At 35.7% G+C, this 21,092-nt stretch carries 17 protein-coding genes and 1 pseudogene; 6 read left to right on the forward strand and 12 right to left on the reverse strand.

From position 1 onward, the window contains the following. Nucleotide 1: 1 nt before the first annotated feature. The 9 genes and pseudogenes from EL260_RS19525 to EL260_RS19565 all read right to left on the reverse strand — a co-directional run bounded on the left by EL260_RS19525 (nucleotide 2) and on the right by EL260_RS19565 (nucleotide 13,831). Entirely contained in the window at nucleotides 2-553 is a 552-nt protein-coding gene (locus tag EL260_RS19525; RefSeq protein ID WP_123857190.1) for a hypothetical protein, read from the reverse strand. 2 nt (nucleotides 554-555) lie between these two features. Next, nucleotides 556-2,016, reverse strand: coding sequence for a hypothetical protein (locus EL260_RS19530; RefSeq protein WP_123857191.1), 1,461 nt, complete (start codon nucleotides 2,014-2,016; stop codon nucleotides 556-558). Between the two features lie 240 nt (nucleotides 2,017-2,256). Then, complete coding sequence (locus EL260_RS19535; RefSeq protein ID WP_123857192.1) at nucleotides 2,257-3,021, reverse strand: LytR/AlgR family response regulator transcription factor; 765 nt, start codon at nucleotides 3,019-3,021, stop codon at nucleotides 2,257-2,259. 73 nt (nucleotides 3,022-3,094) lie between these two features. After that, nucleotides 3,095-4,414: a RagB/SusD family nutrient uptake outer membrane protein gene (locus tag EL260_RS19540; protein WP_123857193.1), complete on the reverse strand. Its 1,320-nt coding sequence runs from the start codon at nucleotides 4,412-4,414 to the stop codon at nucleotides 3,095-3,097. Nucleotides 4,415-4,425: 11 nt separating this feature from the next. Beyond that, on the reverse strand, nucleotides 4,426-7,758 hold the full coding sequence (locus EL260_RS19545) for a SusC/RagA family TonB-linked outer membrane protein (protein WP_123857194.1): 3,333 nt from the start codon (nucleotides 7,756-7,758) through the stop codon (nucleotides 4,426-4,428). 6 nt (nucleotides 7,759-7,764) lie between these two features. Continuing rightward, nucleotides 7,765-10,350, reverse strand: a complete 2,586-nt coding sequence (locus EL260_RS19550; protein ID WP_123857195.1) for a zinc-dependent metalloprotease — start codon at nucleotides 10,348-10,350, stop codon at nucleotides 7,765-7,767. A 113-nt stretch (nucleotides 10,351-10,463) separates the two neighbouring features. Further along, nucleotides 10,464-12,059 (reverse strand): histidine kinase, encoded by a 1,596-nt coding sequence (locus EL260_RS19555; protein ID WP_228445542.1) that lies wholly within the window; start codon nucleotides 12,057-12,059, stop codon nucleotides 10,464-10,466. Nucleotides 12,060-12,314: 255 nt separating this feature from the next. Beyond that, a pseudogene (locus tag EL260_RS19560) lies at nucleotides 12,315-12,880 on the reverse strand (cysteine hydrolase family protein). A gap of 6 nt (nucleotides 12,881-12,886) precedes the next feature. After that, nucleotides 12,887-13,831, reverse strand: a complete 945-nt coding sequence (locus EL260_RS19565; RefSeq protein ID WP_123857196.1) for an alpha/beta hydrolase — start codon at nucleotides 13,829-13,831, stop codon at nucleotides 12,887-12,889. Between the two features lie 147 nt (nucleotides 13,832-13,978). Here EL260_RS19565 and EL260_RS19570 point away from each other — a divergent pair, with 147 nt between their 5' ends. The 4 genes from EL260_RS19570 (at nucleotide 13,979) to EL260_RS19585 (ending at nucleotide 16,556) form a co-directional block, all read left to right on the forward strand. After that, entirely contained in the window at nucleotides 13,979-14,341 is a 363-nt protein-coding gene (locus EL260_RS19570) for a winged helix-turn-helix transcriptional regulator (RefSeq protein WP_123857197.1), read from the forward strand. Between the two features lie 187 nt (nucleotides 14,342-14,528). Further along, nucleotides 14,529-15,704 carry a thioredoxin family protein gene (locus EL260_RS19575; RefSeq protein ID WP_123857198.1) on the forward strand — a complete coding sequence of 392 codons (1,176 nt, stop codon included), beginning with the start codon at nucleotides 14,529-14,531 and terminating at the stop codon, nucleotides 15,702-15,704. 8 nt (nucleotides 15,705-15,712) lie between these two features. Next, nucleotides 15,713-16,345: a DUF3575 domain-containing protein gene (locus EL260_RS19580; protein ID WP_123857199.1), complete on the forward strand. Its 633-nt coding sequence runs from the start codon at nucleotides 15,713-15,715 to the stop codon at nucleotides 16,343-16,345. Nucleotides 16,346-16,349: 4 nt separating this feature from the next. Beyond that, the gene (locus EL260_RS19585) at nucleotides 16,350-16,556 is read left to right on the forward strand and encodes a hypothetical protein (protein ID WP_123857200.1); all 207 of its coding nucleotides are present in this window, start codon (nucleotides 16,350-16,352) and stop codon (nucleotides 16,554-16,556) included. 90 nt (nucleotides 16,557-16,646) lie between these two features. On the opposite strand, the gene EL260_RS19590 is transcribed toward EL260_RS19585, so the two are convergent. Then, nucleotides 16,647-17,843, reverse strand: coding sequence for an exo-beta-N-acetylmuramidase NamZ family protein (locus EL260_RS19590; protein WP_123857201.1), 1,197 nt, complete (start codon nucleotides 17,841-17,843; stop codon nucleotides 16,647-16,649). 4 nt (nucleotides 17,844-17,847) lie between these two features. Here EL260_RS19590 and EL260_RS19595 point away from each other — a divergent pair, with 4 nt between their 5' ends. Both EL260_RS19595 and EL260_RS19600 read left to right on the forward strand, forming a co-directional pair. Continuing rightward, the gene (locus EL260_RS19595) at nucleotides 17,848-19,077 is read left to right on the forward strand and encodes an ABC transporter permease (protein WP_123857202.1); all 1,230 of its coding nucleotides are present in this window, start codon (nucleotides 17,848-17,850) and stop codon (nucleotides 19,075-19,077) included. A gap of 116 nt (nucleotides 19,078-19,193) precedes the next feature. Further along, nucleotides 19,194-20,177 (forward strand): PLP-dependent cysteine synthase family protein, encoded by a 984-nt coding sequence (locus EL260_RS19600; protein WP_123857203.1) that lies wholly within the window; start codon nucleotides 19,194-19,196, stop codon nucleotides 20,175-20,177. A 50-nt stretch (nucleotides 20,178-20,227) separates the two neighbouring features. Here EL260_RS19600 and EL260_RS19605 read toward each other — a convergent pair whose 3' ends face one another. Next, nucleotides 20,228-20,755: a hypothetical protein gene (locus EL260_RS19605; protein WP_123857204.1), complete on the reverse strand. Its 528-nt coding sequence runs from the start codon at nucleotides 20,753-20,755 to the stop codon at nucleotides 20,228-20,230. A 33-nt stretch (nucleotides 20,756-20,788) separates the two neighbouring features. Beyond that, complete coding sequence (locus EL260_RS19610) at nucleotides 20,789-21,091, reverse strand: chaperone modulator CbpM (RefSeq protein WP_123857205.1); 303 nt, start codon at nucleotides 21,089-21,091, stop codon at nucleotides 20,789-20,791. Nucleotide 21,092: the final 1 nt, after the last annotated feature.

The following is a 21,092-nucleotide window of genomic DNA, read 5'->3' on the forward strand; positions in this document are numbered from 1 at the left end:
ATTATATTTCAGGAAACAGAGGTAACACATTATTATAATAGGATTGAGAGTATTCATTATATCCTCTTTCACCACTTACTTCTTCAATACGATCTATTTTACCTAAACTGTTATAATAGAAATAATAGGCAATATCCAAAAATTGATCATATTGTATTTTCATGACACTTTTTAAAATAATATTACCCGTCTGTGAATCATAGTCTCCAAAACAAATGGTCTTTCCCCTTACGACATCATTTATATTAAATGAATGCAGCTTTAATCCTTCATTTTTACAATATCCGAAGATCTCTTCTATCACATAATTTCCATGAACTTCTTTTCTTTTTGCAATATCAATAACATTGAGTTCCGGATACTGACCGAATATTTCATCAATAGTTTCTCCTTCCTGATAAAATACAACATTACTCAATTTTCCATAAAAGAATTCTTCCTTAATTTTTGCTATGGAATCAACTTTAATAATTCGGGTAAAGATCTGGGCACTTTGAATCTCTTCTTCCGTAATAAGCTGGCCATATACATTCTCGTAACTTATCGTTTTCATCTCTATTTTTTACACTTACTATAGTCAGAAATGATCTGTATCAGGTTTTCCTCATTCTTAAGATCAAGACTTTCATTTTTAAGCTGATCAGAAACTAGCTTACAGTCTTTAAGATAGTCTGCCAGCTTTTCGGAAAGTTTATCATTGGATCTGTTGTCCAGCATCTGTCCTTTAGGTTGCAGATCTGTTTTGATTACATATTTTTGAAGTTCCACAGGATCCTGAAGGAGCATAATCTTATTCTCTTTTGCAACCAACCTGTAGAAATAGGAATTATTACCATGCAGGCTTCCATAATTCTGCATTTTTTTCATGAACTCTCCTTTTACATCCAATCCGTAGTAACATTCTTCGTTTCCATTCTGAGAAACACAGAAATGTACTCCTGAATCGGCATCATATACTTTGGTCGCCATACTATTCATACCTGGTAATCTTTTCTTCAACGTTACACGCTGCCCAAACCGATCGGCTCCATCCTGCGGCAATTTCTGCCCTGTTCTTTCCGGATCGAGCATTTCAAACCAGATGGTCATTGATCCTTCTGTTTTCTTACCTGATTTCTCAACCAAATACCCCGGAACATCATATAAATTGATACTGCGATTCACTGCATCATTCATTTTTGCCTGATGAAGTTCCTGGTTTTTATAGTAAGCCTGATGTTCTAGCGTATAACCTTCAATAAAAAGATTGGCAACAAACTCATTGATAAATGCATAATCTGAAGGCGCATAAGGTCTTGTCGCGGTAAAGGTAAATTCATTATTATCAAAAGTTCTTACCAAATACGTCTTTAATCCCTGATTGGTTTGATACATAGAAGCCACCTTCACCCCATCCAGATCACTCACTTCCAAACACGGTCCTGTATTATTGAATCCTACACAATTAAACGCTCTTGAATATCCAATAATTTTAGATTGAAAGCCTCCATTATTGATCAAAATTTCTCCATTGGATCCCATTCTAGGGTTATAAAGACTTCTGATGTTATCCAATCTGCTTTTTCTTGCATTATCTTCTGCAATACTGCTAGTTTTTGCAGCCAGATATTTGTCACCCAGATTTTCTCTCGGAGTAGTAAAGAATTTTTGCAGTTCTGCCTTATCAAAACCGTTTTCATTGAAAAGGTGATATTTTACGGCCAATTGATACGCTACAATTCGATCCACCTTAAATGAGGTAATCAATACTTCATAAGGAATTTGAGTGGCTTTTCCATCTGCAGATTTCATATCCAGATAATATAGAAACTGTTCTTTTGCTAGCGTAACGCCTTTTAAATCGGCATCAAAAACCTTTTCATTAGCCAGATTATAAAACTCAAAATGATCTCTGTAAGGTGATTTTAGAATTCCTACTTCCTTTTCATTGAAAAAAATCTTATCTTTTTTGAGCTGTATCTTTTGTGAAAATACGACACCTGAAAGTATTACAGTAAGCAATAAGTATATTTTCATAGTCCTGAGTTTAAACAATTAGTTTTCGGTAGGGAAAATACAAAAAAAATGGATAGGGAAAGATTGAGAAGCTGGAAGAGGGATATTGAGATTCTTCCTTCGTCAGAAATCGAAGATTCGGCGTAGCCAATGACAAAACTTGAAAATTCAAAAAAGGATTTAATGACAATATAAAAAGAACTTAAGAATGTATTCTTACTACAAGTACTTCCCTATTCCAGCATCAAACCTTTAGCCCCATTAATTCTTCAGCCAGTTCAGACACTCCGTAATCTGCGTTTTACTAATAAATACCTCAGCGCTCACTTCCGGTTTCGGAGAAAGTTTTAATTCTACTTTCTGACTAGAGTGCTTGATAATTTCTGTAATCGCTTCTTTATTGATAATAAACTTACGGTTTACTTTAAAGAAAACCTGTGGATTCAGCTTTTGGATAATATCCTTGATGGTATCATCATAAATATAGGTTTGGTTATCCATTGTCGTCAGGAAAAGGTATTTCCCGGATGCAAAGAAATAAGCAGTATTTTGTTCATCTACAGACTTTAGCTTATTTCCCTCTCTTACCATAAAACGTTTCATCACCTCGGCATCTTCTCCTTGCCGTAAGGTGGAAATAGATTTCAATACAGGTTCAGGATCAAAATTATTCCTGATGGAAACAAATTTCTGTAATGCCTGATGCAAATCTTCTTCTTCAAAAGGCTTCAGGAGATAATCTATGGTAAAATGCTTGAAAACACGCATTGCATATTCATCAAATGCCGTAATAAAAATAATAGGAGTAAAAAGTTCTACCTGTTCAAAGATCTCCAGACTCATCCCGTCACCAAGATGAATATCCATAAAAATAAGATCGGCAGCATCGTTTTCAAAGAAGTCTATTGCCTTTTTTTTAGAACGAAGAACTACGACTTCCGTAACAGGAACGATGCTTTGTTTATCCAAAAGATCTTTCAGATAATTAACAGCCAGCAATTCATCTTCTATAATGGCAATTTTCATAAATACAAAAGTACAAAAAAACCGCTAGAACGATTAAGCTCTAGCGGTTTCAGGGGTTGTTAATATGAATATGTTATAAATTAGGATTATTCTTCTTCGCACTCATTGGATATTCTATCGTATATCTCGGATCATTCTGCTGAAGAATATAGTCTTTACCGTTAATGGTATGTTTAATTTCTTTCTGGTTGGCTCTTCTCAGATCAAACCATCTGTGCCCTTCTACAGCAAACTCTCTGGCTCTTTCATCAAGGATGAAATTCATAAAGTCTGCAGCATTCATTGGGGTTATTGCATTCTGAACAGTAGTATATCCTTCCGGAGTATATCTGTTTTTAAGAACTTTTAATAACGTTTGCTTTGCTTCATCAAGTTTATTCAATTTCAGTAAAGCTTCAGATTTTATAAAATACATTTCTGTAGTTCTGAAAGATACCTTAAATTCTGAACTTCCTTTTTTGATGATCTTATACTGACTTCCATTTTTTTCAAAAGAAAGTTTGAACCTTTTATCTGTATTGCTATTAAATTTTGAGATCAGCTCAGAAGAGGCAAAAGATAAGTTCTGTGCAGCACTGTCAAATACATCATCCAACGCCATAATAGATTCTACAGACATATAGTGATGAGGTGCAGTAGTACTTGTATTCAGGTCAACCAAATCCCCTTTCATAGCTAATGCCTGTTCTGCATAATACAAAGCTTTGTTCCAGTCATTTTGATAAAGAGCTGTTCTGGCCTGTAAAGCCATTAATGCAATCTTAGAGAATCTATAGTTGATACCCGCGGCCTGCTTCTGCTCTACCATAAGACCTTCTGCCTTACTCATATCTGCATGAATCAGATTATAAACTTCCTGTACGCTGGATGGCTTCAATACAGCTTCAATATCCATTTCAAGATTGATAGGAACACCTCTGTCTGTAGAAGCTGTAGCACTATTGTACGGTTTTGCATACAGATTAACCATATCAAAATAGGTATAAGCACGCAATGCATAGGCTTCTGCAAGAATTTGCTGCTTCTCAGGAGAATCTGCCATTGTTTTAACACCTTCGTTAATGATCTGATTCAGGTAAAAAATTACTGAATAAAATCTCACCCATGGAAATTCTGCCGTTGCGGAATCATTATTCGCATCTTTCCACATCGCAATTTCACGATAAACATTGAAATCACTGATATTTTCGTTGATCGTTATCTCATCAGTACGAAGAACTGACAAAGATTTATGGTTAGGATATTTTGCATACGCTGAGGTAAGAACTTTACGGTAATCTTCAACATTGGTTGGAATTACTTTTCCTTCTGGCTGAATATCCAAAAATCTGTCACATCCTACAGAGGTAAAGCTGATAACCGCTAATGCTATAATAGTTGTTATTTTTTTCATTTTTTCAAGTTTTAAAAAGAAACATTAAATCCTACTGTCACAGATTTAGCAATAGGCTGTGCATAAATATTACCATACGTTTCCGGATCAAAATATCCTTTATACCCATTACTGAATACAAACAGGTTACGTCCTTCCACACTCAGTCTCAAACTGCTAATTCCCATAGGTGCCGTAAACTCTTTTGGAAGTGTATAGCCCAGACGGATACTGCTGATTCTTACATAACTGATTTCCTTTGCCCATACATCAAGCAATCCATACGTGTTGGAACGGTTACCCGCAAACCATTTATTAGCCATCCAGCCGTTAGGGTTTGCATCCATATCAGGACTTGTAATTCCTGGTAATGAACCTCCGGCTTCATAGATTTCTCTTGTATAGTTTCTTCCTCTATCAAGCTCCATTCCTCTGTAAGAAGGACTGCGCATTACTGTCTGCTTAAAGTTGAATGTTGCAGAAACCGTAAGGTCAAAATTCTTAACCTTAAAGTTGTTGATGATCCCTCCGGTAAACTTAGGATCTCTGTCTCCTACGTAAGTAAAGAGGTTTCTCAGTTCTTCATTTGTTAATTTTGTATCTACAAACTGCCCCGGAAGAAAGTCTGCATATACATCATACAGTTTGAAGAAATCTTCAGCAGATACTTTTTCATTTCCTCTCCAGAATAATGGGTTTCCTGAAGCATCCATTCCCGCTGTTTTTAAAGCAAAAATGGCATTTACAGGAAGTCCCTCTCTAGATGGCAACATCGCATTATCACGAGGCTGCTCACTCAATACTCTACTCTTATTGTGAGCAAAGTTGATGGTAGTAGACCATTTGAAGTTTTCTTTATCGATGTTTCTTGTAGATAACGCCAATTCAAAACCTTTGTTCGTAAGGCTTCCCCAGTTCATCATGGTATACTCAAAACCTGATTCAAGAGGAGTTTCCTTCATACTGATCATATCCGTTCCCTTTCTGCTGTATATATCAGCGGTAAGGTTAATTCGGTTTTTGAATAATCCTAAATCAAGACCAAAGTTGACATTGGTTGTTTTTTCCCAACGAAGTTTATCATTTGGCGGACTGATCACATTGATGACATCTTCCCTCATTCCCGGAAGAATATTCGCATAATTGTATTCCCCAATAAAGAAAGGCGAAGTATTACGGTCAATATTTCCCTGTAGACCATAAGACGCTCTCAATCTTAGGTTGGAAACAGGTGTTACATTCTGCATGAAATTCTCCTTCGTTACCAGCCATGAACCGGAAACAGCCCATATTGGAAGATATTTATACTTTTTGTTAACTCCAAATAAGTTCGTCCCGTCATATCTTACACTTCCGAAGAAAGTATATTTCTGATCGTAAGTATAGGATGCTGTAGCAAACATAGAAGCATATGCATTCTCTACAGGTGGCATTTCGCGGTATGTTTCATACTTCTTTTCAGCAGCGAAATTGGCACTTGGGAAAGCAATTGGAGTTGCTGTTCTTGTATTTTTGTTATATCCAAAAGCTCTGGTAAGCGTTGTGTTATCTTCCGTTTTACGAAGCTCCGTTCCTGCCATCAAATCAATTTCATGTACAGAATTGATTTTCGTACTGTAAGTTCCCTGTAATTTCCAGTTGTATTGGAAGAAATCATTATCCCAGTTTTGTTTGATGTCTCCGGCAGGAAGGAAATATTTATACCCTCCATCTTTATAATAACGGGTACCTTCCTTCATCTTTCTGGTAAAATATGTCTCTTGTCCGGCATATTTTTCCGTCTTGTTAGTATCATACTGAATACCTAACTGAGACGTGAATTTCAGATTTTTTGAAACTTTATATTCCAAATCTAAAATAGCCTTTAATGAATGGTTTTTCAGCGTATAACTTGTATTTTGTCTTTCTTCAAGGAAGTTGAAAGGAATATAAGTATCCGCGAAACCATCGATATCTTTATCATATCTGTAACTTCCATCCGGATTGAACGGATTCATGTACGGGTTAGCATTTCTTGAATAATTGATAGGGCTTGCAGAAGCATCAGCATCCGTCATAAAGGACTCTTTCTCGCTCTGAGTACCGAAAACAGAGATCCCAGCCGTTAATTTATCACTTAACTTATAATTATTCTTTAAAGTCAGGTTATAACGTTTAAATCCTGTACCAATCGTTGTCCCTTCTTCATCATAGTACCCTAAAGAGAAATAGTAATCTGAAGTTTCTCCACCTCCGGAAATACTTACTCCATACTGTTTATTGATGGCATTTCTGTATAACAGTTTTCCCCAATCAGTGGTGTTGTTTCTTAACGCATTGATTTGGTTAAGAGTCAATGGACTTAAAGCTCCCAGACCACCAGTTCTAAAATCATTAAGCTGGTTATTCTGAGTTAAAATTCTCATCACCTCTCCTTTATCTGCACGGTAAGTAAGATCTGCACGCTGGGCAAGCATTAATTCAAGATCTACTTTCTCTGATGCATTCATCAGGTTTAATTTTTCAAAATCAGGACGGGCAGTTACGAAAGTATCCGCAGAGAAGTTTAACCTCATACTCCCTTTCTTTCCTCTTTTTGTGGTAATGGAAATTACTCCGTTCGCTGCTCTGGCTCCATAAATAGCCGTTGCTGCAGCATCTTTCAGAATAGTAATATCTTCAATATCATTCGGGTTCAACCCAGCAATGGAAAAGTTCTGAAGCTGGTCAATATTATCTTTATCACTGAAGTTTGGAACATCATTTCCTTCTAATGGAAGACCATCAATTACCCATAGCGGGTCCTGCGGCCCAGATAGAGAAGCTGTTCCACGGATTCTGATCTTTGCAGGTCCACCCGGAGACCCTGTTTCCGGAGTCACTACTACCCCGGCAATCTGCCCGGATAGCATCTGGTCTACACTCGCCACCCCAGCCTGGCTGATGTTATCCATTTTTACGGTAGCAACCGCTGAAGTCTGCTTACGTTTTTCAATCTTCTGATATCCCGTAATGATTACTTCCTGAATCTTATTTTTATCTGAAACTTCAGAAACCAATCTTACGATATAGTTTGTTTTATCTTCATTGATTAGAATGATACGGGATTCATACCCTGGAGAACTTACCAGGATAGATTTAGTTCCTACTGGAATTTCCAGTATAAATTTCCCATCCTTATCAGCTACTGTACCTACAGATACACTTTCGATAATTCCGTCCAGATCAGTTTTTGTAGAAACAGACTGGGTTTCTATTTTGATAGATGCTCCTGCAATTACGCTGGAAGTATTACCGTCTTCTATCTTTCCTGTAATGGTCTTTTTTTCCTGAGCCAACGCAACCTGAGCCGCTAAAAGAGGTAAAAGGATTAGAGTTTTTTTCATTGCTGTTTATTTGTTTAAAGCCTCTTCAATACGAATAATTAAATCTGTGTAATGTGCTCTTGAAGCGTCATCACCTCTGTATCTGGTTCCATTCAAGAAGCTCAGAACTTTTTGTAATTCTGCTCTTTTGTACGTAGTTACTTCAGATACTCTCTTCATGGATGAATAATTGATGTTTCTAAGGTTTTTACCTTCTTCATGATAGTTGCAGATCATTGGCATATTTAATGTCTGATCTGTCTTCAATGTTTTTACGGCTGTTTTTTCGAATAATTTGTTCACCGAAACAATCAATGCATCCACGTAGTTCTTTTGTGCCATCTTCTCAAGCATCGTAAGGCTTCCTTTCTTGTTAAAAATGGCTGTTCTTACCTGTTCAAATAAGTTTTCTACCGTGTAGATTTTCTCTTTTGAACCAGAAACTTCATGCTTCAACTCGTTCTCAAGGAGTCTAAGCAATCTGTCATCCATAAACAGGGAGTAAATATTAGCATACTGCATTCCTCTCGCTAAAGTATATGGAGTCTGCTCAAATGGTCCCATAGGTGAATTTTTAACCGAATATGTTTTCTCAGTAATCGGATTAAAGAATAACCATTCTGGAAGGTTGATCGAGTTTTTAACAAGATAATCCACTGCTCTTTTCTGGGTTTCAGCAGGAACTGCTTCATAAGCCTTTTTCTTATTACCAAAAACCGTGTTATTCAGGTAAATTCCTCCTACGTTAGCCATTACATGTCCTGTATACAGATCCCATTGGCCAATAACGCCCATGTATAATCTTCCTGCATCTGTATAATCTTTACCGTCCTCATAAGTCCATTTTAAAAGATTATTGGCTACAACTTTCAGGTTTTTCATTCCATATTCGCTGGCTTTCATCGCGTCATCACCCAGATCTTCAGACTGCGAACGCGGATCTATTGTTTCCAGGTAACTTTGTTGTTCACCATAGAAATACAACGGATCGTCTTCATGCTTTTCTATTAAATTTCTAAGCGCCTTTTTCTCTACGAATTCATCAGGATACCAACGGTAGCCCCACTCAATTGCATATTTATCATAGATTCCGATCTTCGGAGTGATTGCAGTAACACCATCTTCCGGCTGTGCCACGTAATTGTAACGGGCATAATCCATGATAGAAGGAGCTGTTCCCCCCATTTTATCGGTAAATTCTTTAGAACGAAGAGATTCTACCGGGAATGCAAAAGAAGATCCCATATTGTGTTTCAATCCGAAAGTATGCCCCACTTCATGAGAGGATACAAAACGAATCGCTTCACCCATATATTCATCACTGAATTTATTTCCTCTTGCTCTAGCATCTATAGGCCCTATCTGAATTCTCATCCACTCCTGAAGAGAAGTCATTACATTGTGCCACCAAATGATATCTGCTTCTAGGATCTCACCACTTCTAGGATCTACTACAGATGGTCCCATTGCATTAGACTTAGGAGAAGCAGCGTATGTGATTACGGAATATCTTACGTCATCAATATCAAAGTCTTCATCTTTTTCATCCGGCATCTTAGCAATGACAGCATTTTTGAACCCTGCCTGCTCGAATGCCACCTGCCAGTCATGAACTCCTGCAATGATCTTTTCACGCCATTGTTTGGGTGTGGAAGGATCTATATAATAAACAATCTGCTTTTTAGGTTCTACCAGTTCACCTCTCAGATATTTTTCCTTGTCTTCATCTTTAGGCTCTAAGTTCCAACGCGTAATGAAGAATTTCTCATCCATTTTCTGCTGCTGGTCATTAAAGAACCAATGCTTTTCACTGAAAAATCCTACTCTTGCATCTGCCACCCTTGGTTTCATGGGAACTTTAGGAAGCAATACCAGATTACTGGTTACTCCAAGAGTTACCGGAAGATCCACACCGCCTTCATTCACAGAAGTACTCAATTGAGATTTCACCACAAGGTTTTCTGGAAATGTTTTTACTCCTTCAATAAACGAAAGACTTGATTTTACTGATCCACCAAGACCTACATTAGCCAACACGTCATTAAAGCTTTTCTGATTTCCGTCAAAAACCTTATTCACTTTAATCGCTACCGAAGTAGAATCATTGTTTTGGGCCTCAATATCAAAAACCTCAATCACAGATTCTGAAAAATTGTCTTTAACAGATTTTGTAATAGCATCATTTTTAGGAGAAGATACCTTCGCTTCAGAAGTTTTCACCCATACTTTTTTGGCAACTTTGTCCCTGTAAAAAGAAATGATCTTATTTTCATAGTTCATTCCTTTATTAAGGCCTGCCTCATTCACCTGCATTGGTACCTGAGAGAGTTTGTTCACTACCAAAAACTGACGTCCCATCAAACTGTCAGGAATTTCAAAATAAAGATCTGTTTTTACCTGAATGGTATTGAAAATCCCTTTTTTGTAAGTTCCTTTTTTAATCAGTTCGTCAATCTTTTTTGCCTTCTTTGATGATGAAAGATCTGCTTTTTCGGTTTTGTCCTTGGTCGTTTTTACAGTGTCTTTTTTCTGTGCCAGAACTGCCGGCGATGCGATGGCCAGTCCAAGATACAGCGCAAGCCTGTAATTCTTCATTAAAATAGTCCGATTCATTCCAAATAGTAAATATCTTAGTTTCAGCTGGCAAAGCTATAGGTATAGTGAATTATATATAGTGTATTAGGGAGTGAAAGGTGATTATTCGGGAGTGAGTGGATTTTTTCATTTTAATTCATTAATGGCAAAAAACATATAAAGTTTTCACCATCTACGGAAATATGAAGCGAATTTTGTTTAAAATATTCATAAACCTGATTCAAATAATCAATTCCGAATTTCTCTCCCTGAACCGTTTCCGTTTTGGGCTGATAAGTATTCCTTACAGTAACACCTTTTTCATCCACTTCTATTGTGATTTCCAAGGGTTGATCTATGGTCGCAACATTATGTTTTATAGCATTTTCCGTTACAATCTGAAGCGACAAATACGGGATCCGTTTCTTTAAACTTTCAGGATCCTTTATAATCAGTTGAAAATTCAGTTCTTCATCAAATCTGCTTTTAAGAAGTTCCATATATTTCTGAATAAAATCTACCTCTTTGGCAACGGGTACAATATTTTCCTTTGGGGGAACAATCAGGTACCTATAGATTTTAGAAAGATTCATGGTAAACTTCTGGGCATTATCTTTATTAATTCCAATCAGCATATAAAGAGAATTCAGTGAATTGAACAGAAAATGCGGATTGATATTATTCTTAAGTTGTTGAAGCTGATTAATAACTTCTGCTTTATGCATCTTTTCATTATCAATAAGCAGCAGGTTCTTTTCAGATTGTATCTTTTCTTTTTCCTTGTAAGCCATATTTGTAGATCGTTGGAATAAAATAAAAACCGTAACAATCAGAAATAAAGCAGCCAGAAATATATAAATGGTATAAGCTTTCACCTTATTTGTATTTTCATCAATGATAAAATTGACATGATTCACCACGGCATACCCATCAAAGTTATCCGTTTTCAAAGGTTTTATAAATCGCGTAACTTCCATTCCCAAATACTCTGAAGTGGCAACACCTTCTGTATATTCCGATTTTGCCTTACCACATAAAGTATCTTTTACTTTAATATCTGTAAAATCGAAAACGTTTTTTCCGATGTACTTCTTTTCAGGATGGGTAATACAAATTCCTTCCTTGGTAAAAACATATGCATAAGTATTTGAACTTTTATCTACATTGGTAAAATACTGATGTAGATCATCTAAACTTACGGTAGAACCATAATAGAGAATATTTTTTTCCGGTAATACAAGAGAATCATAACTTACCCAGTACATACTATCTTTACGGCTTATCAGAAGATCTTTAAAATGACCGGGACTATTATTTTTTATAGCAATAGAGCTTTCCGTCTTATCCCTATCTTTGAAAAGACCAGATAAAGGATTATTACTTTCATATTTTCCCGTTTTACTATGGTCATAATAATACCAACTGTAAGTCAGCAGATTTCTTTTTTTATTTAAATCATTTAAGACCAAAGAATAATCTCTGTAGTTTTTCAATCCATCTTTCTGAATCAACTCACGAAGCAAATATTGATAGTCTTCAATATTCCTGAATTCACTTTCTACTGATTCATATTTCCTGAAAAACGTTTTTTTTGCAAAATCCTCATTATTTTTACGGTTATCTTCAGCGATTAAAAGGCTTAAAATGGCAAAAGCCACTACTGCAATCAGGCAGGTGGATAAAGCGGCAACGTAAATAGATTTTTGGGATAAGGCGTGTTTAAAACTAATACTCAATTTCTTCTGCATTCTTTATTCCTACAAAAAGAATCTGGTAATACTTGGAAGTAAAAGGCTCTAATTCCACGACCTATTTTGTAGATAATTTATTCGTTTGCAAAGATATAACAAAGATTCCAGGACCATCGAGTGAAATAAAATTATATTAAAAATATGTTAAATACAAACAATTCTGGCAAAAAATAATTAAGATAAAATGGTTTCCTTTCTAAAAAACAAAAACTGCCATACATATAGCAGTTCAAATAGATTCAAGTTTTTTTTCTACAGCTTTTTTAATAATTCTTCGGCATTCAGTACGGTTGCAAATTCTTCATGTAAATTGGCAAGTGCCATGAGATGAACCAGTTCTGCGTTGTATTCTTCTCCATATATTCCTACTCTGTCAAAGCTGCTGTAGCATCTGAAATAACATAAGTTTCATATCCGAAATTCCCAGCCATTCTTGTTGTGGTAGAAACACAATGATTGGTTGTAATTCCTAAAATAACTACAGTATTTATTCTCTGAAAATCTAATTTTTCTTTCAAATCAGTTCCTATAAAAGCACTGTTTACATTTTTAGTGATAATACACTCATCATTTTGGGGCAAGACATGATCATTAAATGCAAATCCCGGATCAGATTCATGCAATTTAGATTGAGGATGGGTTGAGCTGTGCCGGATATGAAATACGGGTAAATTCAATTCCCGCCATCTTTGCAATATGTTTCCACTTATTTTTTCTGCTTCTTTATTATTTCTGTTTCCACCCCAATAGCTTTCATCAAGAAATCCTTTTTGAATATCAATAAGAATTAAAGCTGGTTTTTTATCTCGTAGTTTCATATTTTTTTATTTGAAAAGTCGGCTCATCATAAACTTTTTGTATTCATCAGTCAAAGAACAATCAAAGAGATCAAATACATGTACTGCTCCGGGAACTACCCATAATTCAGTGGCAACACCTGCCTGATATAAAAGTTGCGAAAACTCAATACCTTCATCTCTCAAAGGATCTAGTTCACAAGCTACAATTGTAGTTTGAGGCAACACAGAAAAGTTACGATAGAGGGTAAGATCTGAATACATTATGCTTTTTCCTCTATTTTCTTTGTCCAGAAAATGCTGCCATGCTATTTCAGCATATCTTCTACTCCATAACGGTGAATCTGTAAATTCTTGCATAGAAGGAGTATTCAGCTTATTATGAATGACCGGATACAATAAAAACTGATGTTTTATATTATTAATATTCTGATCGGCAGCCATCTGAGTGACCGCTGCACCTAAATGCCCACCAGCGCTTGCCCCCATTATGGTAATCTGCTCAACATTTATTCCCAACTGTCTTTCTCCTTCTCCAATCACCCATTTCAAGGCATCAAAACCGTCTAAAATAGGAATGGGAAACCGATGCTGAGGAGACAACCTGTAATCTACAGATATAATTGTTGCCTGTAATTCATCCACAATCTCAAACATTTGACTATCTACCTGTTCTGGCAAACCAAAAACATAACCACCACCGTGAAAATAAATCAATGTTCTATTCCTGTCATACTGCTCAGGTTGATAAATATGAAGCCGTACTTCTCTACCATCCACCAAACTTGAGATGAAAATATCTTTCACCTTGATATGATCCGGCCGTTGAACAGGATGTGTCTTTACAAATTCTATTCTTTCTTTTTGGATCACTTCCGGAGCATTCAAAAATATATTCTCATCGATTTCCAATGAATAGGAAATATGGTCAATACTCGCTTTCAATTCTTTATTAATTCTATTCAAATCCATAACATTATCATATAAAAAATCTATTATAAAAGTCCTTGAAAATAGGACATACAACCTATATTTTCTGTTTTATTTGTAAATTTAAATCATCAATTCTGTACGGTACAACCATACAATAGATTGTATGGAGCGAACAAAAATGTTAGTATGAGTATTAAAGAGACATCCACCAATAACGAGAATAAAAAAACGTTAGAATCCAGCTGTTCTGAAATTTATGCAGTGAATCTTATCAGTGGTCGATGGATCCTTTCTATCTGCTATCATCTCAAACAAGAAAAGCTAAGATTTTTTGAACTGAAAAACAGAATTCCCAATATTTCTGAAAGAATGCTTACCCTTCAGCTCAAAAAAATGGAACAGGAAAATCTGGTGGTGAAAACAGTGTATGCTGAGGTTCCTCTCAGAGTAGAATATGAATTATCCGAAATAGGTAAAAAATTACTTCCTGTCTTAAGCCAATTGGAAGTTTGGGGGAAGGAACATAAAGAGTCTAAGAAAAAGGAGTAATTATTCATTATGATTTTGTTATGAAAGAAAAGAAACCTGAGTTACTCTATCCTACTTTTTAAATTGCTTACATAATCGAGATCTAAGGGTATAAGTCTTAAAATTAGTTAATATCATCATTCAACTTCCCGATTCCCACCTTTATATTTTGAAAATTATTTATCTTCGCTCCAAATCTTATTTGAAAATGAAGAAGATCATCTCCGGGATATCTATTTTTTGCTCTATTGTCATCTCTGCTCAAGAGACTATACAGTTCCAGGAACTACCATTTAAGGAAATTATCGCAAAAGCCAAAAAAGAAAAGAAATTGGTTTTTATTGATGCATATGCTTCCTGGTGTGGCCCATGCAAAATGATGGAAAAAAATGTTTTTCCTCAGAAATCAGTGAGTGAATATTTCAATACCAATTTCATCAATGCAAGATTTGATATGGAAAAAGGAGAAGGAAGAGATCTTGCATCTAAATTTGGTGTACGATCCTACCCTACTTATCTTTTTCTAAATGGTGAAGGCGAGCTTGTTTCCAGAAATACAGGCTATATGGAAGAAAGTATGTTTGTGGCAATGGCACAAGATATTAATTCACAAGGAAATAAAAAAGGATCTCTGAAAGAGAGATTTGCTAACGGAGAAAAAGATCCAGAGTTTCTAATCAATATTATGAAACTTAATTCTGATACAGATTACGGGTTTGCAAAAAAGGCTTCTGAAAGATACTTTGAAAACAAAAAAGCAACTGAACCTCTTTCAAAAGATGAAATAGGATTTATGCTATTTTTCCTGAAATCTACAGAAGATAGCAACTATAAAGCTTTTGCTTCCAGAAAAGCAGAAATCATCAAATATCTTCCCGAAGAAACATATAACGAATTTGATGCTCAGTTAAAACTATCAAAAATCGTAGAGCAGTCCATTGATGATAAAAACAAAAAAATCAATGATGAATACTTTATGAAAATAGCTGAACCATTGGTAGGAAAACAAACAGCAATGACGAAGCTCAACCAGACCAAGCTTGCCTATTACGAGCAAAATGCCAATTTCCCGGAATATGAAAAAGCAGCATTGGATTATTACAAAGCTTCGGATGCATTTAATCCTGATGAACTTTTAAGAGCAGCATGGGTATTTGTTGATAACATCCAAACACCATCTTCATTAAAGAAAGCAACCGAATGGGCTGAAAAATCGGTAATGATGGGAGAGAACTCAGAAAACACTTATATCCTGGCTAAACTTTATTTCTTAACAGGAAATAAAGAAATGGCCAAAAACTATGCTGAAATGTCTAGAAATATAGCCGTTCAAGCTAAAAGAGATTCCAAATTAGCAGAGGAATTATTAAATAAAATAAAATAAACACATTGATGAAATACAGAGTATTAATGGGAGCTTTGGCGTTTCTGAGCATAGGTTCACTAAAAGCTCAGGAGCAGGAACAAAGCGAAGAGAAAAGTTTGTATGTAAAAGGTAATGCTCTTTTTTTACCAATAGGTATTCTCAATCTCGGTGTAGAAAAGCAGATTAGTCCCAAATATACTCTTCAGGGAGATGTCTTTATCTCACCATGGAAGTCTTTTTCAGGACATGAATTGCAATTTTACTCTGTTTCTGCTGAAGGAAGATATTATTTCAAAGAAGCTTTCAAACACTGGTATATTGGAGCTAATGTCTCTGTTGCTGCTTATAATGCACAGAAATGGAATTACTGGAATGACAATAGCGTCTCTGTAGCAGACAACGGAGAAACTTTCATTATTTCTAATCTGTATCAAAGAGGTTTTTCTATTATGTTAGGAGTGACGGGAGGTTATCAATTTCAGTTATCTGAAAGATGGAATCTTGATCTTTATGCCACTATTGGAACTGCACAAAGTTTTTATAAAGGGTATGACAGAACTACAGGAAAACGTTATGATATTGGGGTAGAAGGACTTAACAAAAGTGGTGAAATTATACCCTACAGAGGTGGAGTTATGATCTCTTACAAATTTAAATAATACAATGAAGCCATTCGGAAAAAATCATATTATCATTTCTGTGATCACTTTTATGATCCTTTTTTTAATGAACTATCTTGGAAATGATCTTCCAGACAAATTACAAAGAGCCTTATTAACTGCTTTTGCAGGAGTTGTAGGTTTAACAATCGGACTCTTTATATTAAATAAGGGCAAAAATGATAAAAATCCGCCCCAAAATTTTGATTAATGAAAGGTTGGAAACAGAAACCTTGAGGCTGGAAATTATTTTTAGTCATATTATCACTCAATGACTTCCATAATCTCCAGCCTATTCTAATTAATCTTCGTACACCACATATCGGATTCTAATCTTTTCAAAATCTTCCAGATCTTTTTTCCACGAAGCTTTAATTTCCGGAATTGATTTTCCGGCAATAATCTGCTTTCTGAATTCATCAGTCCCGGAAAGAGTATCAAACCAAAGATTTTTCAAAAAGAAATCCAGCTGAGGATTTTTATAGTTTTGATAAGCCTTGATTATCCATTCAAGATTCAATTCTCTTAAATCTTTAGGATAATTGGACAAATCTTCACCATAACATAATTTCCCGTTCAGAAATGGATCTTTTGCTCCGTAGCTTGGCTTTGGAGTAAATTTGTATGGAAGATTTTCAGTCCATGGTGAACCATAGATCTGGAAAGGCTGATCCGTTCCTCTTCCAACAGAAACCTGGGTCCCTTCAAAAAAACACAAACTTGGGTATAAATTAATTGCTTTATCATTAGGCAAATTCGGTGATGGCTTATCCAGCATCGGATAACGTTGTTTTTTGTGATAATTCTTCATTGGGATTAAGGTATATTTGGCCTGAACTCCATTTTTCAGCCACTTTTCTCCATTCACCATTTTTCCATACTCACCAATGGTTAATCCATAGACAACCGGAACTTCATGCATTCCCACAAAACTAGCCCATTTTTTTCTCAAAACAGGTCCGTCAGTATATCCATCATGTGGATTGGGACGGTCCAGGACCATTACTTCAACATTGTTTTCAGCACCCGCTTCCATTAGATAAGCTAAAGTAGAAATATAAGTATAGAATCTCACTCCTACATCCTGAATATCAAAAACCACAAGATCAATTCCTGCCAATTGTTCAGGCTTCGGTTTTTTATTACTGGCATACAGGGAAACAATAGGAATTCCGGTCTTCACGTCTACTCCATTTTTTATTTTTGCTCCTGCATCAGCATCTCCTCTGAAACCATGCTCAGGCGCAAAAATAGCTTTGATCTTTATTCCATTCTTGACTAAAAAATCTACCAAATGAGTTCTGTCATTCATTAAGCCTGTCTGATTCGTCACTACTCCAATGGTTTTATCCTTCAATAGAGGTAGATAAAGCTCAGGTTGATCTGCCCCGGTTTTAAAATCTGGCTGAACTTGAGTTTGAGAATAATATTGGTTGAATACTCCTAAAAAAATTAGGCAAATCAGAAGTAAATTTTTAATTTTGAAATCTAAATTCATAAGCTTGAAGTTTCCTTTATATTTCTCTAGAAAAATAGCGTTTTCCAAAGATAACAAAAATAACCTTTCAAGGGTTATCATCTTCATTGGCAGGCTTTCCGTAGCACTGGGAATTATTGTTTCTCTAATTACTGTAGCCACCGGATTTGGTTCTAAAAAAGCTATTAAAGAGAGACTGGCAGATTTCAGCGGACATATCACAGTAAGATCTACCCGATCCAACTCTTCCTATAATACTTCGGTTTTGGATAATCAGGGACTGAATATTGCCAAGATCAAAGAGCTTCCGGATGTGGAAACGATCCAAAAATATGTAACGGTTACCGGAATTATGCGTAATGAACATAATTTTGCAGGAATTATATTTAAAGGAATTGGAAAGGATTTCGACAGTTTAAGGTTTAAAAAATTCCTTATTGCCGGAACTACTCCCAAGGTGACAGAAGTAGGGTTCAACAATGATGTTGCTATTTCACAAAAAATAGCCAATGATCTTCACCTTAAAGTTAATGACAGTATCGTTACTGTCTTCTTAAAAGCCGATCAAAAACCTCTTTACCGAAAGTTTAAAATTATCGGAATCTACAGAACAGACATTAAGCTCATCGATGAACAGTTTGTTATTGGTGGAATTAATCATGCGAGAAAAATTCAGGATATGAAACCTGATGAAATTGGCGGAATTGATATTTTCCTGAAAAATGTCAATGATATTGATAAAGATTTTCCAGACATTGAAAAACTGATCGGTTATAAAAACTATGCTGAAAAGGCAACAGAAAAATTTCCACAAATCACTGACTGGATAAGCATCTTTGATACCAATATTGCGCTCATCATCATCATCATGCTGGTTGTAGTGGTTATCAATATTATTATGGTCCTTCTGATCCTTATTATTGAAAGAACCAACTCCATTGGTTTACTTAAGACTTTAGGTGCAAGCAATGCTCAAATCAGGGCTACTTTTATCAATTATACCCTTATCATTATGATCCCTGGGCTTTTATATGGGAATGCTATTGGGTTGGGATTGATTCTTATTCAGAAATTCTTTGGAGTGATTAAACTTAATCCGGAAAATTACTACGTAAGCACAGTACCGGTAGATCTTAACCCTATTGCTATCATTTCTATTTCATTAGGGATTTTGGTGATATCTGCTCTTGCCTTAATTATTCCGAGTTATCTGATCAGTAAGATTTCTCCGGTGAAAGCCATTAAGTATAATTAACCTTATTATTAGGTTTAAAATTAAGCTTTTACTCATCTGTTTTGAGTTTTAATCACTCATGATCTCCATACAGATAATTTTAAAAGCATTATCTTTGCACCGCATATAAAACATTTATGAAATACGCAAAAAATATCCTTGAAACTATAGGAAACACACCATTGGTAAAACTTAACAATGTACTGGGTGAAGATTTTCCAGCATTAGTTTTAGCAAAAGTTGAGACATTCAACCCTGGGAACTCTGTAAAGGACAGAATGGCTCTTAAAATGATCGAAGATGCCGAGAAAGACGGCAGATTAAAACCTGGAGGAACCATTATTGAGGGAACTTCCGGAAATACAGGAATGGGATTGGCATTAGCTGCCATCATCAAGGGGTACAAATGTATCTTTGTAACCAATTCCAAACAATCTAAAGAAAAGTGTGATATTCTTCGTGCTGTAGGTGCTGAAGTAATTGTTTGCCCTACGGATGTGAAGCCTACAGATCCGCGCTCTTATTATTCGGTATCGAAAAGACTGGCTAAAGAAACAGAAAACGGTTGGTATGTAAACCAATATGACAATCTATCCAACAGAACTGCTCACTATGAGTCTACAGCACCTGAGATCTGGGAACAGACGGAAGGAAAACTGACTCACTTTGTAGCAGGAGCAGGAACTGGAGGAACTATTACAGGATGTGGAACATTCTTCAAGGAAAAAAATAAGGATATTAAGATAATCGGAGTTGACACTTATGGTTCTATCCTTAAGGAGTTCCACGAAACCGGAGAATTACACTACGACCACGCGTATACGTACATCACGGAAGGAATTGGAGAAGATATCATCCCTGAAAACTATGATATGTCTGTTATTGATCACTTTGAAAAAGTAACGGATAAGGACGGAGCGATCTATGCAAGAAAACTGGCTAAAGAAGAAGGAATTTTCTGCGGATATTCTGCAGGAAGTGCTATCGCTTCATTAATACAGATGAAAGATCAGTTCACTAAAGATGATGTTATCGTAGTTTTACTTCACGACCACGGTTCACGATATGTAGGTAAGATCTACAATGATGAGTGGATGAAGGAAATGGGCTGGCTGGAATAAGCCATAAGACTATATTATAAAATAAAAATCAGAGCGTTGCTCTGATTTTTTTATGATTGTATTCTATCTTTTAAAATGGTCTTGAGTAAAGAATAGTCTCTTTCACTCATTGATTTTCTGGGAAACATATAGTTGTATTTTCCTTCAAGGGAAATGAAATCATGGCTGCTGTCAAAAAACGTAAAATCCTTCCATTCACTCGTTTCTTTTTCACCATCAATATTGACTGTGAAAAAATTCTGTTCAATTCTGATTTCGTAAGCCTTACACTTTTCCAAAATATTCAGGTAGTGATTAACCTGCTTTTTCCATCTTGAGACCTTATTAACACTTACAGATAAGTAAACAACACAAAGCAACAAGATAAAACTAAAAAAGTACAAGATACCTTGGCTTTCCTTGTTGAAATTATCTTTCAGAAGAAATGCAATCAGTAAAATAACAGCAGCAGCAATGGTTGTTATTGTTTTACTTTTTGTGGTAGGAGAAAAAAGCAGACTCCCTTGATTTCCGCTAAAATAAATATCTTCAAAAATCGCTCTCTCAGGTTTTAAAGTAATCACTTTTTCCTCACTCATAATATTGTTGCTTTAAAAAGCTACAAAACTAAGCTAAATATCTTCATATTGGTCACTGATAGCCGAAAGTTTGTTCATCAGCTCTCTGTTTCTCCGTTTTAAAGCATCCAGTTTTTTCAACATATTATGAATAACTTCCAGGCCTGGAAGATTAATTTCAAGGTCATAATGCCAGTTGGCAAATTTTTCCAGATCCGGCAGGTCTTCATACATGAGGTAATGAACTTCATTTTCAATGTGTATGTTCAGCAGACCATAATCTACAAGTTCATCAAAAAAGGTGATTTCTATATTGTATATTCTTACGAGTTCTTCCCGTGATATTCTTTCACTCATA

This window comes from Chryseobacterium nakagawai, assembly GCF_900637665.1.
Lineage (GTDB): Bacteria > Bacteroidota > Bacteroidia > Flavobacteriales > Weeksellaceae > Chryseobacterium > Chryseobacterium nakagawai.

Bases quoted from the DNA above. Each gene is read 5' to 3' on its own strand.
- EL260_RS19555 (WP_228445542.1), bottom strand. From the start codon at position 12,059: ATGCAGAAGAAATTGAGTATTAGTTTTAAACACGCCTTATCCCAAAAA.
- EL260_RS19610 (WP_123857205.1), bottom strand. From the start codon at position 21,091: ATGAGTGAAAGAATATCACGGGAAGAACTCGTAAGAATATACAATATA.
- EL260_RS19585 (WP_123857200.1), top strand. From the start codon at position 16,350: ATGAAGCCATTCGGAAAAAATCATATTATCATTTCTGTGATCACTTTT.
- EL260_RS19535 (WP_123857192.1), bottom strand. From the start codon at position 3,021: ATGAAAATTGCCATTATAGAAGATGAATTGCTGGCTGTTAATTATCTG.
- EL260_RS19545 (WP_123857194.1), bottom strand. From the start codon at position 7,758: ATGAAAAAAACTCTAATCCTTTTACCTCTTTTAGCGGCTCAGGTTGCG.
- EL260_RS19530 (WP_123857191.1), bottom strand. From the start codon at position 2,016: ATGAAAATATACTTATTGCTTACTGTAATACTTTCAGGTGTCGTATTT.
- EL260_RS19590 (WP_123857201.1), bottom strand. From the start codon at position 17,843: ATGAATTTAGATTTCAAAATTAAAAATTTACTTCTGATTTGCCTAATT.
- EL260_RS19580 (WP_123857199.1), top strand. From the start codon at position 15,713: ATGAAATACAGAGTATTAATGGGAGCTTTGGCGTTTCTGAGCATAGGT.
- EL260_RS19570 (WP_123857197.1), top strand. From the start codon at position 13,979: ATGAGTATTAAAGAGACATCCACCAATAACGAGAATAAAAAAACGTTA.
- EL260_RS19565 (WP_123857196.1), bottom strand. From the start codon at position 13,831: ATGGATTTGAATAGAATTAATAAAGAATTGAAAGCGAGTATTGACCAT.
- EL260_RS19605 (WP_123857204.1), bottom strand. From the start codon at position 20,755: ATGAGTGAGGAAAAAGTGATTACTTTAAAACCTGAGAGAGCGATTTTT.
- EL260_RS19540 (WP_123857193.1), bottom strand. From the start codon at position 4,414: ATGAAAAAAATAACAACTATTATAGCATTAGCGGTTATCAGCTTTACC.
- EL260_RS19550 (WP_123857195.1), bottom strand. From the start codon at position 10,350: ATGAATCGGACTATTTTAATGAAGAATTACAGGCTTGCGCTGTATCTT.
- EL260_RS19575 (WP_123857198.1), top strand. From the start codon at position 14,529: ATGAAGAAGATCATCTCCGGGATATCTATTTTTTGCTCTATTGTCATC.
- EL260_RS19600 (WP_123857203.1), top strand. From the start codon at position 19,194: ATGAAATACGCAAAAAATATCCTTGAAACTATAGGAAACACACCATTG.
- EL260_RS19525 (WP_123857190.1), bottom strand. From the start codon at position 553: ATGAAAACGATAAGTTACGAGAATGTATATGGCCAGCTTATTACGGAA.